This window comes from Stenotrophomonas sp. YJH_SMC_127 (assembly GCF_059372445.1).
This window is the reverse complement of the sequence record NZ_JCAFVO010000007.1, coordinates 139972-153927: the sequence shown is the minus strand read 5'-3', so window position 1 is coordinate 153927 and position 13956 is coordinate 139972. Positions and strand designations below refer to the sequence as shown.

Genomic DNA, 13956 nt, shown 5'->3' with positions numbered 1-13956 from the left:
CGTGAACGCCGGTACCCCGCTGACCTTGCCACCGGAACTGCGTGCGCGCCTGCGCACGCTCCGCGTGCGGCCACGCCTGGCCAGCGGCGCCAGTGGCATCGGCCAGCACGCCAGCCGCAGCCGCGGTGCCGGCCTCGAATTCGCCCAGTACCGTGCCTACGAACCAGGCGATGAGCTGCGCCAGATCGACTGGAAGCTGTATGCACGCTCGGACCGCTTCTTCGTGCGCGAATCCGAACGCGAAAGCCCGATCACGGTCTGGCTGCTGCTTGATGCCACCGCCTCGGCCGGCCAGACCGATCGCGCGGCACCGCAGCGCACCCGCCTGGACCACATGCGCGGTGTGGCCGCCTGCGTGGTGGAACTGGCCCTGCAGCAGGGCGACCGTTTCGGCCTGCTGGCGATCAATGGCGATGGACTGCAGTTGGTGCCCGCAGCGAACGGCGCACGCCAGCGTGATCGCGTGCACCTGCAACTGCATGCGCTGCAGGCGCGTGGCGGCTGGCCTGTGGCCGATCGCCTGCGCCCGCTGTGGGAGCGCGTGCGCCCGGGCGACCTGCTGCTGGCGATCGGCGACGGTTTTGACGAGGCCGGCATTGTGCTGCTGGAACAACTGGCCAGCGCACGCCGCGAAGTGGCACTGCTGCAGATCCTCACCGCCGACGAGCGGGACTTCCCGTTCGACGCAGGCCATCGCTTCCGCGATCCGGAGACCGGCGAGGAACTGCTGGGCGATGGCGCGGCGATCCGCACCGACTACCTGCAACGCTTCGCTGACGCACGCAACGCATTGCAGTCGCGCCTGCAGGCCAGCGGCATCGCCAGTGCCGCTGGCTGGCTCGACCAGCCGCTGGACCAACCACTGCAGTCACTGTTTGGCCGCAGGGGCGGCGCATGACCCTGCTGTTCCCGTTGGGCCTGGCCGCGCTCGCTGCAGGGTTGCTGCCGCTGCTGATCCACCTCGCCCGCCGCCATCCGTACACACCGCTGGATTTCGCCGCGCTGCGCTGGCTGCGTGCACAGATCCGGCCGCGCCAGCGCATCCGCTTCGATGACTGGCCGTTGCTGCTGGTGCGCCTGCTGTTGCTGGCCGCGTTGGCCTTGCTGCTGGCACGACCTGCATTGACCGGGCCTGCGCCAGCCCCCACTGCGTGGACGGTCGTAGCCCCAGGGCTGGACGCGACCGCACTACGCGGCACCGCCGAAGCGGGCAACCGGCATTGGCTGGCGCCCGGCTTCCCGGCCATTGATCAAGTGCCACCCGCGTCCACGGCTTCCCTGCCCAGCCTGCTGCGCGAACTGGACGCACAGCTGCCTGCGGGCACCGCATTGACCGTGCACGTTCCCGATCCCCTGCCCGGCGTGGACGGCGCACGCCTGCAGCTGTCGCGCGAGGTGCAGTGGCGCCCGCAGCCGATACCGGTGAGTGAGCGACCGAGTGCCGCAACGTTGCCGCGCCTGCGCGTGCACAGCGATGCTTCGGCCGCCGTCCAGCACTGGTTGAATGCACTGCAGCGCGCGTGGGGCAGGCAGGCGCCGCTCGCGCCTCTGGTGGCGGATGCGCTGCCCGAACGCGGCGAGATCGGCGTGTGGAGCCGCACTGGCGCACTGCCGGCGAACTGGCAGGCGTGGCTGCAGGACGGCGGACGTGTAGTGACTGCCGGCAAGCCTGCCGCCGAGGCCAGCATCCTGCTGCGCAACACCGAGGGCTCCCCGCTGCTGTGGCAGCAACGCATCGGCCACGGTGTCCTGCTGTCTCTGCCCGGCGACTGGGATGCCTCAGGCAACGCTGCGCTGCGCGATCCACAGTTGCCACGCGCGCTGCTGCTGGCTCTGCAGCCGCCTCCGCTGCCACGCCTCGGCGATGCCCAGGACCAGGCCCCCCGCCAGGCAGCACTGCCTGCGGCAACGCCGCCGCTGCGCAAGCTCACCCCGTGGTTGCTGCTGGCCATCGTGCTGCTGTTCGCGCTGGAACGCTGGATGGCCAGCAGTCATCGACGCAGGGGGCCCGCATGAACACCCTGCAGCTCGCCTGGCAGCACGCGCGCCGCCGCCGTGCGTTCGTCACCCTGCTGCTGGGCCTGCCGTGGGCGCTGGCCTCAATGGTGCTGGCGCTGCGCCTAGCGGGCTTCGATATCGCCTGCGTGGTCGGCACCATCGGCCTGCTTGCCTGCGCAGCGCTCGCCACGGCACGCTCCCGCCAGCTGGACCAGCAGTGGTTGCAGCGCCAGCTCGATGGCAGCGGCGCCAGTGAGGACAGTGCCGACCTGCTGTTTGCCGATGCGCTTACCCTCAATCCGCTGCAGCAGCGCCAGCGCGCGCATGTGCTGGCCACGCTGGAACGCGCGATGCCGGAACTGCGTCCGCGCTGGCCGCGTGGAGCATTGGCGCTGTGCTGGATCGCAGGCCTGGCCATCGTTGCGCTGGCATTCGGCTGGCCACGTTCCAGCCCCGGCTCCGCGCCGGCCCGTGCGTCGGCGCCTGGCAGCACGGCTGCCGCGGGCCCACTGCACCTGCAGTCCACCCGCATGCGCATCGACGCGCCGGCCTATACCGGCCAGGCCACGCTCACCCAGAACGCACTGGATGCCAAGGTCGCCGCCGACAGCCGGCTGTCGTGGTCGTTGCGCTTTGATCGCGCACCGGACAAGGCATGGCTGCAGTTCCACGATGGTCGCCGGTTGCCGCTGAACGAACACGATGGCCAGTGGCAGGCACAGGATGTGGCGCGCACGCCGGTGCTGTACCGCGTGGTGAGCGAGCCGGCGTTGGCCGGAACCGACCTGCATCGTCTGGACGTGGTCGCCGACCGCGCGCCCGGCGTACGCGTGCTGGAGCCGGCCGCCAGCCTGGTGCTGGGCACGCCCGGGCAACGCCAGTGGTCGTTGCGCTTCGAGGCCACCGACGACTACGGCGTAGCCGCGCAGGCAACGCTGTCGGTCACCGTCACCCAGGGCAGCGGTGAGAACATCACCTTCGTGAAACGCAGCGTCACGCTTGCCGGCAGCGGCGAAGCCACCGCGCGGCGTTTCGCCCACACGCTGGATCTGGCTGCGCTGGGCGCGCAACCGGGCAACGATGTCATCGCCCAGCTGGAAGTGCGCGACAACCACGCGCCAACACCGCAGACCGGGCGCAGCAGCAGCGTGATCCTGCGCCTGCCCAGCGCCGAGGTTGCACTCGGTGCCGAACTGGAAGGCCGCATCAAGAAGACCCTGCCGGCCTATTTCCGCAGCCAGCGGCAGATCATCATCGATGCCGAAGCGCTGATCCGGCAGCGACGCAGCCTCGCCGCCGAGGACTTCGTGAAACGCAGCGATGCGATCGGTGTCGACCAGCGCATCCTGCGCCTGCGCTATGGCCAGTTCCTGGGCGAAGAAAGCGAAGGTGCACCGAAGCCACCGCCGACCAGCGACCTGCCCACCAGCGATGCGCCGACCGCAGACAGCCACGACGACGAACACGATCACGACCATGGCGCCGAGGCCGGTGCGCACGACGCGCATGGCCACGACCACGGCGACAAGGCGTCCAATGCCGATGCGCCACCGGTGTTCGGCAGCGCCACCGATGTGCTGTCGGAGTACGGCCACACCCACGACCATGCCGAGGCCGCGACCCTGCTCGACCCACAGACCCGCGCCACGCTGAAGGCCGCGCTGGACCAGATGTGGTCGGCCGAAGGCGAGCTGCGCCAGGGCCGTCCGGAGCAGGCACTGCCGTTCGCCTACAAGGCACTGGGGTTCATCAAGCAGGTGCAGCAGGCCGAACGCATCTATCTGGCGCGGGTGGGGCCGGAGCTGCCGCCGATCGATGAAGGCCGTCGGCTGGGCGGCGATCGCGCTGGGCTGGCCAGCCGTGAACTGCCGCTGGCCGCACGCACGCCGCCCGACCCGGCCATCGTCGAAGCGTGGCAGCGCCTCGGCGATGACACCAGCGTGCCCGACCTCGACGCACTCGCCAGCTGGCAGCAGCGCAATGCCGCCTACCTGCCCGACGCACTCGATCTGGCTGCCGCCATCGAGCAGCTGCGCATCGAACCCGGTTGCCGCGACTGCCGCCAGCGCCTGCGCGCGCAGCTGTGGCGGGCGCTGCAGCGTCCATTGCCGCAGGCGATGCGGCGCAGTGCCGCCGATGCGATGGGGCAGCGGTACCTTGATGCGCTCGAGGCACAGCCATGAACGCCTCCGCTGTGAACCTGTGGATTGCGCTGGCACTCGCCCTGATCGTGGTCATCGCCAGCGTGCGCCAGCTGCGTGGCAATGCCGCGCGTCGTGGCCGCCAGTGGATCGTGATTGCGCTGCAGCTGATCGCTGCCACGCTGCTGTACTTCTGCCTGGTCCCGCCCACCGGCCAGCAACCCGCGGTCGGCCTGGTCGTGCTGGGAATCGATGCCGACAAGGCCGGCGCGCTGCCGGCCAGCGCAGGCCCGCGGCTGCTGTTGCCGGAGGCTGCCGATGTGCCCGGGGGCCAGCGCGTGCCGGACCTGGCCACGGCGCTGCGCCAGCATCCGGCTTCCACGCTGACGCTGGTCGGTGCCGGCCTGGTCGCGCGTGACCGCGACGCGGTACTGCCACGCGACGTGCGCTGGCAGCCGGTAGCTCCGATGCGCGGGTGGATCGCGCTGCAGCCACCCGCCGACGCCGCGCCCGGCGCACGCTTCGACGTGCATGCACAGGCGCGCGGCGTCGCCAAGGCCAAGGCGGAACTGCTTGATCCCGCCGACAGCGTGGTCGATCGCGTGGACGTTGCCGAGGACGGTCACGTGCAGCTCAGCGGCATCGCCCGCGCCGAGGGCCGCAGCGTGTTCCAGCTGCGCCTGCTCGATGCCGGCGGTCATGTGGTGGACAGCACGCCGGTACCGCAGCAGACCCTGCCGGCGGCACCGCTGCGCATGCTGGTGCGTGCCAGTGCGCCGGGCCCGGAGCTGAAGTACCTGCGCCGCTGGGCCGCCGATACCGGCATCCGCGTGCAGGTACAGGCCGATACCGGGGCAGGTGTCAGCGTGGGGGATGGCGCGGTCGCGCTGGATGCAGCGTCACTCGCGCGCAGCGATCTGTTGCTGCTGGACGAGCGCAGCCTGGCCGCATTGAGTGCCGGCCAGCTGGCTGCCGTGCGGCAGGCGTTGCGCGACGGCCTTGGCGTTCTGTTGCGCAGTGCAGGCGCACCTGCAGCCGGCGCGCGCCAGCGCCTGCAGGATCTGGGCCTGCCGGTGCAGGGCGATGGCGGCAGCCACGCCCTCGAACTTCCCGGCGATGGCGACAGCGCGGTCCTCGCCGCACGACGCGGCCCGCTCGCCGCCGGAACGCTGCCAACCGGCTACGGCGAGGACGCTGACCGCAGCTCGCACAATGCGCCCCTGCCCGCGCTGGAAGCACTCGCACTGCAGGCGCCAGGCAGCAACGCCCTGCTGCGGGATGGGACGGGCAAGGCCGTCGGCGGCTGGCGCGCGGTCGGCAAGGGTCGCATCGGCCTGCTGCCGATCACCGACAGCTGGCGCTGGGTGCTGGCCGGGCGCGATGATCGCCACGGTGAACTCTGGAGCAGCGTAGTCGCCACGCTGGCGCGCGCGCAGGACAGCAGTGATGCGCTGTGGTCGCCGCAGACGCTCGGCTGGGCGGGCGAACGGCAGGCGCTGTGCGGCGTGCAGGCGCCACTGCAGGTCTTCAACGCACGCGGAGACAGCGTGCCCCTGATCGTTGACGGCGCAACATCGACCCTGCGCTGCGCCGGCTGGTGGCCGCGCGAGGCGGGTTGGCAGCGCCTGCAGCACGGCGACACGACGGTCTGGCGCTATGTGTTCGACCCGAAGGATGCACCTGCACTGCATCGGCAGGCGATGATCGATGCGACCACGCAGGCGTTGGCCTCCAGCACGTCGGCGAACGCGTCGGTGATGCAGCCCGTGCCGGGCTCGCGCTGGCCCTGGTGGCTGGCGTTCACGGTGTGCGCTTCGCTGCTGTGGTGGCTGGAGCGGCGGCGCTGACCCGGGGTCGGATCCCTTTCGCCCACGACAGGGCTCTGACCCCCTCCGTCATGCGTCCTTCAGCGTTTCCCCGCGCGCCGGTACACGCCGTTGAAGCGCACGTTCATGCCACCGCATTCGCTGTTGTCGGCCACGATCAGCACCTCGCCCAGCGAGTGCACGCGCACCCGGCACGTGTCCTCGACGAACTCGACATCAGCACCACGCGGCGTCGCGCGCGCTTCCACCTGGCCCATGTTCGGGCCATACGGGCGCTGTTCCGCCGTGGGGTTGGCAGAAGGCCAGTAGGCGTCGCCATCCACATGCAGTTGTCCACCCTGCACGGTGATGCGCAGGCCGTTGTCGCCGTCTTTCCAGTGGCCCACCCAGTCCTGCAGCGTTGGCACGGCCACCGGCAACGGCTGCAGCTTGCTGCGGTCCACCCAGCCGGCGCTGCCGCCCACCTTGTTCGGGAAGAACGCACAGCGGTAGCGGCCAAGGTCGCGACCGGTCACCACCGTATCGCCGTTGACCACATAGCTGCGCTGGCGGCAGGCCGGTTCGCCCTTGGCGGGGCACCCGTCCATGTCGCCGAGCAGATACAGGCGCGGTGCGTCGACCACCCGCGCCAGCGCGAACCGGCTCTGTTCGGAGGGGAACGCGCCATTGCGGCACGCGCCATCACCGGCGATGCCGGCAGCAAAGGCGGACGCGGGCAGCAATGCAGCCAGCAGGCAGAACGAACGCAGGAACATGGCAGCGCTATCGGTTGAGGAACCGGCAGGATATACCGGCCTACTTCACCGGCGGTGCATCACCGGCATCCTGCTGCTGGGAGAACCGCAGCGCACGCTGCCGCTGTTCGGCACTGAGCTCAGGCGGTGGCCGGGCGATGGCGGACTGGATCTGGTCGGGGCCACCGGTGAGCTTGTTCAGGCCCCGGCCCGCCGCCAGCACGCCCTTGACCACGCCCATCATGATGTAGCCGCCGCCCATGCTGACCTGCTCCGGTGACGGTGGCTCGCTCCAGTCGCGGCTGAAGCGGTTGTCGCCGAACTTCACCGGGTTCTTGAAGCGGTACAGGTCCAGCGGCTCGTCGTCGGGCTTGAGTGCACGCACCTCGCCGAGGGTGGTGACGTTGTCCTGCGGCAGGGCGGTGGAGATCGGCGCGGTGGCTGCTGCCGGGGCATCAGCAGGGGGAACGGGTGCAGGATCGGGCACCGATACCGGCGCGGCCTGCTGCGCCTGCGCGATGCCGGCCAGCAGCATGCCGGCCAGGAGTGCTCCCTGCGTTCCACGTCGTGCCACAGCCATCCGCCCTGTTGGTTGCGTCCAGCGCCCAAGGATACGGATGCCGGCTTCAGATTTCGTTGCTGCACTGGCAGCTGTTCAGCAAGGGGAGATGCGGCGGCGCCACGGGACGCGAGCACTGAACGGTTCACGCCCTCCGTGTGCGATGTCTCACATCCTGAGACGTGGATGTGGTGCCATGTGACCCCTCGCAATCCGTCCCGGCTCCACTTTCCATGGCTTACGAACTCGCCAAGCGCACCGCCGATGCCGAGCAGAAGCTCGCCACCCGCGATGGCCTGCCCGCCCGTGACGGCGCCCTGCTCAGCGCGCGCCTGCAGCGCCGCTACCAGGACCGCATCACCGGCAGCTTTGCCATTCCCGGCCGCGAGGGCCGCTATGCCCCCATTCCCGATGCGGTACCGTCGGCCCTGGCCGCGGCCCTGAAGGCACGCGGCATCGAGCAGCTCTACAGCCACCAGGCCGAGGCCTGGGAGGCCAGCCAGCGTGGTGAGCACGTGGCCATCGTCACCCCCACCGCCAGCGGCAAGTCGCTGTGCTACACCCTGCCCGTGGTCAGCGCGGCGATGCAGGACAAGGCCAAGGCGCTGTACCTGTTCCCGACCAAGGCGCTGGCACAGGACCAGGTGGCCGAGCTGCTGGAACTCAACCGTGCCGGCGATCTGGGCGTCAAGGCCTTCACCTTCGATGGCGATACCCCGGGTGATGCGCGCCAGGCGATCCGCCTGCATGGCGACATCGTGGTGTCCAACCCGGACATGCTGCACCAGGCGATCCTGCCGCATCACACCAAGTGGGCGCAGTTCTTCGAGAACCTGCGCTACATCGTCATCGACGAAGTACACACCTACCGCGGCGTGTTCGGCAGCCACGTCACCAACGTGCTGCGCCGGCTCAAGCGCATCTGCGCGTTCTACGGCGTGCAACCGCAGTTCATCCTGTGCTCGGCCACCATCGGCAATCCGCAGGCGCATGCCGAGGCGTTGATCGAGGCACCGGTCACCGCGATCACCGAATCCGGTGCGCCCAGCGGACCGAAACAGGTACTGCTGTGGAACCCGCCGGTGATCAATCCGGACCTGGGCCTGCGCGCCTCGGCACGCTCGCAGAGCAACCGCATCGCGCGCATCGCGATCAAGTCCGGGCTGAAGACCCTGGTGTTCGCGCAGACCCGGTTGATGGTCGAAGTGCTGACCAAGTACCTGAAGGACATCTTCGACCACGACCCGCGCAAGCCGCCGCGCATCCGCGCCTACCGTGGCGGCTACCTGCCCACCGAGCGTCGCGAGACCGAGCGTGCGATGCGCGCTGGCAACATCGACGGCATCGTCAGCACGTCGGCGCTGGAACTGGGCGTGGATATCGGCAGCCTGGACGTGGTCATTCTCAATGGCTATCCCGGCAGCGTGGCCGCCACCTGGCAGCGCTTCGGCCGCGCCGGTCGCCGCCAGCAGCCCGCGCTGGGGGTGATGGTGGCCAGCTCGCAGCCGCTGGACCAGTACGTGGTGCGGCATCCGGACTTCTTCGCCGAGGCCTCGCCCGAACATGCACGCATTGCACCTGACCAGCCGCTGATCCTGTTCGACCACATCCGCTGCGCAGCCTTCGAACTGCCGTTCCGGGTTGGCGATGGCTTCGGCCCGATCGATCCGGAAGTGTTCCTGGAAGCGCTGGCCGAAACCGAAGTCATCCACCGCGAAGGCGAGCGCTGGGAATGGATCGCCGACAGCTATCCGGCCAACGCGGTGAGCCTGCGCGCGGTGGCCGACGGCAACTTCGTGGTGGTCGACCGCAGCGACGGCCGCCAGCAGATCATCGCCGAGGTCGATTATTCCGCCGCCGCACTCACCCTGTACGAAGGCGCCATCCACATGGTGCAGTCCACGCCCTACCAGGTGGAGACGCTGGACTGGGACGGCCGCAAGGCCTATGTCACCCGCACGCATGTGGATTACTACACCGACAGCATCGACTTCACCAAGCTCAAGGTGCTGGACCGTTTCGACGGTGGCGTGGCCGGCCGTGGCGATTCGCACCATGGCGAAGTGCACGTGGTGCGTCGCGTGGCCGGCTACAAGAAGATCCGCTATTACACCCACGAGAACATCGGCTATGGGCCGGTGAACCTGCCCGACCAGGAACTGCACACCACTGCGGTGTGGTGGCAGCTGCCGCAGGCGCTGCTGCTGCGCGCGTTCGCCAGCAAGCAGGATGCGCTGGATGGCTTCCTTGGCGCCGCGTATGCCCTGCACATCGTCGCCACCGTGGCGGTGATGGCCGATGCGCGCGATCTGCAGAAGTCAGTCGGCAACGGCGATGGTGCCTGGTTCGCGATCGCCGACCAGAGCGGCCGTGGCCAGCTGCGCGGCAGCGAAGGCGACCCTGGCGCGGTGGAGCTGCTGCAGGAGTTCGTGCCGACCGTTTATCTGTACGACAACTTTCCTGGCGGCGTTGGCCTGAGCGAGCCGCTGTGGCAGCGCCAGGCCGAGCTGGTGCAGCGCGCGCGCGAACTGGTGCAGCGTTGCGACTGCAAGGCCGGTTGCCCGGCCTGTGTCGGCCCGGTGCTGGCTGCACAGGAGGAAGATGAAACCTCGCCGCGCGCGCTGGCGCTGCGCGTGCTCGACCTGTTCGACGCAGAAGCCTGCCAGCACGTGCGCGACATGGTGGTGACCACGCGCGAGCCGATGGAGCTGCTGGCACCGTGAGCCTGAGCCTGGACAAGCTGCGCCTGCTGCGGAAGCAGGCCGGCGACCCGAAAGCAGTCACGCCGGTGGCACCCGAGCCGCCCCCCCCGGCGCCGGCCCCGGTAGCCGCCAACGATGCACAGCAGCCACCGGCAGAGCGCTCGGTGTTCGCCTGGGTCGAACAGGAAATCCGCCACAAGCCGACCGGCGCTGCCGCGCCTGTGACGGCCGCCGCACCGTTGCGTCGACCGGAAGTGGGCAGCCTGCACCGCCTGCTCGGCCTGCGCTCGCGTGGTGGAGCCGCACCGGCACGCGCCAGTGCCCAGGATCGCCAGCTCCCCGGCGAGGAAATCGCGCCGGGACTGTTCCTGATCGAGTCGCTGCAGCCGCAACCGATTCCCGCAGAACCGCTTTCCCTGGCTTTCGCCAGGCGCGAGCACGAGCACGTCGCCGCGCGCGACCTGCTGTTCTTCGATACCGAGACCACCGGCCTGGCCGGCGGCACTGGCACCCGCGCCTTCATGATCGGCGCCGCCGACTGGCACGTGTGCCCGCAGCGTGGCGAAGGCCTGCGCATCCGCCAGTTGCTGATGTCGACGATGGCCGCCGAGGACGCGATGCTGGCCACCTTCGCCCGCTGGCTGCAGCCGTCCACCGTGTTCTGCAGCTACAACGGGCGCAGCTACGATGCGCCGCTGCTGAAGACGCGCTACCGGCTGGCCCGCCAGCGTTGCCCGATCAGCGCGCTGGATCACGTCGACCTGCTCTACCCGACCCGCCGCCGCTATCGCGGCACGTGGGAGAACTGCAAGCTGTCCACCATTGAGCGCCAGCTGCTGCGCGTGGTGCGCGAGGATGACCTGCCTGGCTCCGAAGCCCCGGGCGCATGGCTGCGTTTCCTGCGCGGCGGCGATGCGGTGAACCTGCGTCGGGTGGCCGACCACAACCATCAGGACGTGGTCACCCTGGCCCTGCTGCTGCAGCGACTGGTGCGCGAGGAGCAGCGCGAGCGCGAAACACTGGCGCTGGTCGGGCAGTAATGGCCCAGGGCCGCGTTGACATGCCCTGACGGTGGCAGCGGTGACACTGCCGCCACCATCCACGCCTGGAGCCCGACGATGCGCCTCAATCCGCTTGCCCTGCTCGCCATCCTGCCGCTGGCCGCCTGCAGCCACGCCGGCAGCAGCACCACCCACGATGCCGCACCGGCACCGGCACCGGCACCGGTGGCCGATGCCGCCCACGAATGCAGGCCGGAAGCGCTGGAAGCCTTCACCGGCAAGACCGCCGACGAGGCCACCATCAAGAAACTGGTCGCCGACAGCGGCGCCCGCAACGCGCGCGTGGTCAAGCCGGGCATGGCGGTCACCATGGACTTCCGCCAGGACCGCGTGACGGTGCAGGTGGACGCGCAGAACCGGATCGAGCGCGCCAGCTGCGGTTGATCAACCCAGTGGGTGCCGGCCACTGGCCGGCACCCCACATTGCCGGCCAGCGGCCGGCACTACCAGTCAGAGTCGCTCGGCCTTGCCGCTGGCCAGTGCGCGCGCGATCACCTGCTGCGCCTGCCGCGACGCCTGCTCATGCACGCGTGCCTGACGCTCACCCAACGCAGCCTGCCGGCTGCCCAGCGCCGCCTGGCGGCTGGCCAGTTCAGACTGCTGGCTGGCCAGTCGCTGCATGCCGCGGGTGTGGGTGGCCCGCGCGGTTTCGTTGTCCACTTCCTGCATCGCACGACGTGTCTCTGCAGCAGCCTCACGTGCAGCCTCACGTGCAATGGCCGCATCGTTGGTCGCGCCCCGCGCCGCCTTTGCCGCTTCTGCCGCCGCTTCGCGGTTGATGTCATGCGCGGCCATCGCGCTGCGCGCAGCCTCGGCAGCGGCCAGTGCCATGCGGCGCGCCTCCTCGCCCTGCAGGCGGCCCATCTCGCCCATCTGCCTGCCGAGTTCGCCCTGCTGGCGACCCAGCGCACTCTGTTGGCGGCCCAGCTCGCTCTGCTGGCGGCCCAGATCCGCCGCGCCGCTGTAGGCACGCTGCAGGCTCTGGATCATCATCGGGTCTCGCACCACGTAGCGCTTGTCGCCCTTGCGGAACCACAGCGCCGGGCCCTTGCCGAGCTGTCTGCGGGCCACCGTCACGTCGTCCATGCCGCCGTTGGCGAAGGTCGAATCGCCATCTACCAGCACGAAGGCCTCCGGCGGCGATTTGCCCAGGTCCAGGCGGCCGTAGGTGGTGATGGAAGTGGTGCGGGAGGTCGTGTGTTCACTGTGCATGCCGGTATCGACATCGACATCCGGATCCACGTCGACCGCCACATCCGCATCGTCCGGACCTGACAACGCCTCGACATCAGCCGGCTCGGCGGGCGGCGCGGGCGCCACCGGCACGGCCGGAACGCGCGCGGACGAAGGCGGTGCGGGCGGCGCTTTCGGAGCCTTCGGCGGCGGCGGCGGCACGACCTTCGGCGCCGCAGGAGGCGCGGGCGGTGCCGGCGGCACCGGCGCTGCGACCAGCCGCATCGGCGCCACGCCCACCACCAGCACCACCGCAGTCAACGCCATCGCCAGGATGCGCGGGCAGGACCGGCGCGACTGCAGCGAGAGCAGGCGGCGCTTGAGGCTGGTGGTATCCGGTGCGGCACTGGCCACGCCCAGATGCGGCTGCGGTGCCACGCCCAGCTGCAGCAGCAGACGGCCATAGGCCTGGCGGCTGGCACCGTGCTGGCCAACCACCGCTGCATCCACCGCTTCCTCGCGCGCCTGTGCATATTCACGCACCGACAGGCGCAGCAGCGGGTGGAAGAAGAACAGGTGCTGGGCCAGTGCAGGCAGCAGGCCCCATTGCAGGTCACGCCGCTGCAGGTGCTGCAGTTCGTGGGTCAGAGCCAGGTCCAGCGCGTCGCCCTGCAGGGCGTTGTCGCCCGCCGGCAGCAGCAGCACCGGGCGGAACGGTCCGACCAGCTGCGGTGCGTCCACCTGCGTGCTCATCCACAACCGCGGCGCAGGACGCACGCCGTGCGCATCGGAGGCCAGCTGCAGGGCCTGCACCAGCGCCTCGTCCTCGCAGGGATAGGCCGCTGCCAGCAGCGCGCGACAGCGACGCCACTCACCGAAGGTACGCAGGGCCATCAGCAGCACGCCGGACATCCACAGCGTGGCCAGTGCGACGGCCCACCATGCCACCGCCGGCACATCCGCGGCGGGCATCGGCATTGCGGCCAACAGCTGTGCCGAGGCCTCCGGGGCCAGCGGGTAGACCATGTCGGCGGCCACATCGGTCGCGCTCATCGCCACCGCCTGCGGCGCCGGCAACCAGGCCAGCTGCAACGGCTGGCTCCAGAACAGGCCGAGCACAGCCTGCAGCGAGACCAGCCACCACAGGCGGCAGCGGGTCGCCGCCGACAGCGACGGCAGCGCGCGGCATACGCCATACACCAGGGCCACCAGCAGCACGGTCTGCAGGCTGGTCCAGCCCAGCCGTTCCAACATCGGGATCAGCATCGTGGTGTCCATGGCTCAGCCCTCGTGGCGGCGCGATTGGAGTTGGGCAACCAGCGCTTCCAGTTCGGCCAGCTCGTTGTCGCTGACCTGCTGGCGCTGCGACAGGTAGGCCACGAACGGCGACACCGAGCCCTGCAGGGTATTGTCGACGAACTGCGCCACCGCGCCCTGCAGCACGCTCTGCGGGCCACGCGTGGCCTGGTAGCGGTAGACACCGTCCTGCTGCTGGCGCTGAAGATACCCCTTCGCCCGCAGTCGCTCCATCATCGTCAGCACGGTGGAGCGGGCCAGCCCACGGGCCTCCCCGTAGCCACTGGCGACCTCGCCGACGGTGGCCGGCGCATGTTCATCGATGTACTGCAGCAGGGCCAGCTCCTGGTCCCCGATCGTCTTGCCACGCATGACACCACTCCCTTAACTACACGTGTCGCCACTGTCTGCGTGACGACAACTGTAGTCAACCCCCCGGAAGTCATGGGCCGACGAACGGTAGGCA

11 protein-coding genes are annotated in these 13956 nt (G+C 69.9%); 7 read left to right on the top strand and 4 right to left on the bottom strand.

Translation table 11 applies throughout. The annotated features are described in order from the left end of the window. Position 1: 1 nt before the first annotated feature. Genes AC5QAB_RS16275 through AC5QAB_RS16260 form a run of 4 tightly spaced genes read left to right on the top strand, consistent with a single transcriptional unit; the run spans position 2 to position 5986 of the window. Positions 2–898 carry a DUF58 domain-containing protein gene (locus tag AC5QAB_RS16275; protein WP_095378451.1) on the top strand — a complete coding sequence of 299 codons (897 nt, stop codon included), beginning with the start codon at positions 2–4 and terminating at the stop codon, positions 896–898. Further along, positions 895–2016: a BatA domain-containing protein gene (locus tag AC5QAB_RS16270; RefSeq protein WP_495233497.1), complete on the top strand. Its 1122-nt coding sequence runs from the start codon at positions 895–897 to the stop codon at positions 2014–2016. The genes AC5QAB_RS16275 and AC5QAB_RS16270 overlap by 4 nt, the downstream gene beginning before the upstream one ends. After that, positions 2013–4181, top strand: coding sequence for a hypothetical protein (locus AC5QAB_RS16265; RefSeq protein WP_495233496.1), 2169 nt, complete (start codon positions 2013–2015; stop codon positions 4179–4181). The genes AC5QAB_RS16270 and AC5QAB_RS16265 overlap by 4 nt, the downstream gene beginning before the upstream one ends. After that, positions 4178–5986 carry a hypothetical protein gene (locus AC5QAB_RS16260; RefSeq protein ID WP_197561638.1) on the top strand — a complete coding sequence of 603 codons (1809 nt, stop codon included), beginning with the start codon at positions 4178–4180 and terminating at the stop codon, positions 5984–5986. The genes AC5QAB_RS16265 and AC5QAB_RS16260 overlap by 4 nt, the downstream gene beginning before the upstream one ends. A gap of 59 nt (positions 5987–6045) precedes the next feature. On the opposite strand, the gene AC5QAB_RS16255 is transcribed toward AC5QAB_RS16260, so the two are convergent. Both AC5QAB_RS16255 and AC5QAB_RS16250 read right to left on the bottom strand, forming a co-directional pair. Continuing rightward, complete coding sequence (locus AC5QAB_RS16255; protein ID WP_197561637.1) at positions 6046–6720, bottom strand: hypothetical protein; 675 nt, start codon at positions 6718–6720, stop codon at positions 6046–6048. 40 nt (positions 6721–6760) lie between these two features. After that, complete coding sequence (locus AC5QAB_RS16250; RefSeq protein WP_032957598.1) at positions 6761–7279, bottom strand: hypothetical protein; 519 nt, start codon at positions 7277–7279, stop codon at positions 6761–6763. 212 nt (positions 7280–7491) lie between these two features. Here AC5QAB_RS16250 and AC5QAB_RS16245 point away from each other — a divergent pair, with 212 nt between their 5' ends. The 3 genes from AC5QAB_RS16245 to AC5QAB_RS16235 all read left to right on the top strand — a co-directional run bounded on the left by AC5QAB_RS16245 (position 7492) and on the right by AC5QAB_RS16235 (position 11405). After that, complete coding sequence (locus tag AC5QAB_RS16245; RefSeq protein WP_197561636.1) at positions 7492–9981, top strand: DEAD/DEAH box helicase; 2490 nt, start codon at positions 7492–7494, stop codon at positions 9979–9981. After that, positions 9978–11000 (top strand): ribonuclease H-like domain-containing protein, encoded by a 1023-nt coding sequence (locus AC5QAB_RS16240; protein WP_049404226.1) that lies wholly within the window; start codon positions 9978–9980, stop codon positions 10998–11000. The genes AC5QAB_RS16245 and AC5QAB_RS16240 overlap by 4 nt, the downstream gene beginning before the upstream one ends. Before the next feature lie 78 nt (positions 11001–11078). Continuing rightward, positions 11079–11405: an I78 family peptidase inhibitor gene (locus AC5QAB_RS16235; protein ID WP_197561635.1), complete on the top strand. Its 327-nt coding sequence runs from the start codon at positions 11079–11081 to the stop codon at positions 11403–11405. 66 nt (positions 11406–11471) lie between these two features. Here AC5QAB_RS16235 and AC5QAB_RS16230 read toward each other — a convergent pair whose 3' ends face one another. Together AC5QAB_RS16230 and AC5QAB_RS16225 are read right to left on the bottom strand one after the other, a co-directional pair. Next, entirely contained in the window at positions 11472–13472 is a 2001-nt protein-coding gene (locus tag AC5QAB_RS16230) for a M56 family metallopeptidase (protein WP_495233495.1), read from the bottom strand. A gap of 3 nt (positions 13473–13475) precedes the next feature. Beyond that, the gene (locus AC5QAB_RS16225) at positions 13476–13862 is read right to left on the bottom strand and encodes a BlaI/MecI/CopY family transcriptional regulator (RefSeq protein WP_014645465.1); all 387 of its coding nucleotides are present in this window, start codon (positions 13860–13862) and stop codon (positions 13476–13478) included. Positions 13863–13956: the final 94 nt, after the last annotated feature.

Excerpts from the sequence above, each read along its gene's own strand:
- AC5QAB_RS16270 (WP_495233497.1), top strand. The coding sequence starts at position 895 with ATGACCCTGCTGTTCCCGTTGGGCCTGGCCGCGCTCGCTGCAGGGTTG.
- AC5QAB_RS16265 (WP_495233496.1), top strand. The coding sequence starts at position 2,013 with ATGAACACCCTGCAGCTCGCCTGGCAGCACGCGCGCCGCCGCCGTGCG.
- AC5QAB_RS16260 (WP_197561638.1), top strand. The coding sequence starts at position 4,178 with ATGAACGCCTCCGCTGTGAACCTGTGGATTGCGCTGGCACTCGCCCTG.
- AC5QAB_RS16255 (WP_197561637.1), bottom strand. The coding sequence starts at position 6,720 with ATGTTCCTGCGTTCGTTCTGCCTGCTGGCTGCATTGCTGCCCGCGTCC.
- AC5QAB_RS16250 (WP_032957598.1), bottom strand. The coding sequence starts at position 7,279 with ATGGCTGTGGCACGACGTGGAACGCAGGGAGCACTCCTGGCCGGCATG.
- AC5QAB_RS16245 (WP_197561636.1), top strand. The coding sequence starts at position 7,492 with ATGGCTTACGAACTCGCCAAGCGCACCGCCGATGCCGAGCAGAAGCTC.
- AC5QAB_RS16235 (WP_197561635.1), top strand. The coding sequence starts at position 11,079 with ATGCGCCTCAATCCGCTTGCCCTGCTCGCCATCCTGCCGCTGGCCGCC.
- AC5QAB_RS16230 (WP_495233495.1), bottom strand. The coding sequence starts at position 13,472 with ATGGACACCACGATGCTGATCCCGATGTTGGAACGGCTGGGCTGGACC.
- AC5QAB_RS16225 (WP_014645465.1), bottom strand. The coding sequence starts at position 13,862 with ATGCGTGGCAAGACGATCGGGGACCAGGAGCTGGCCCTGCTGCAGTAC.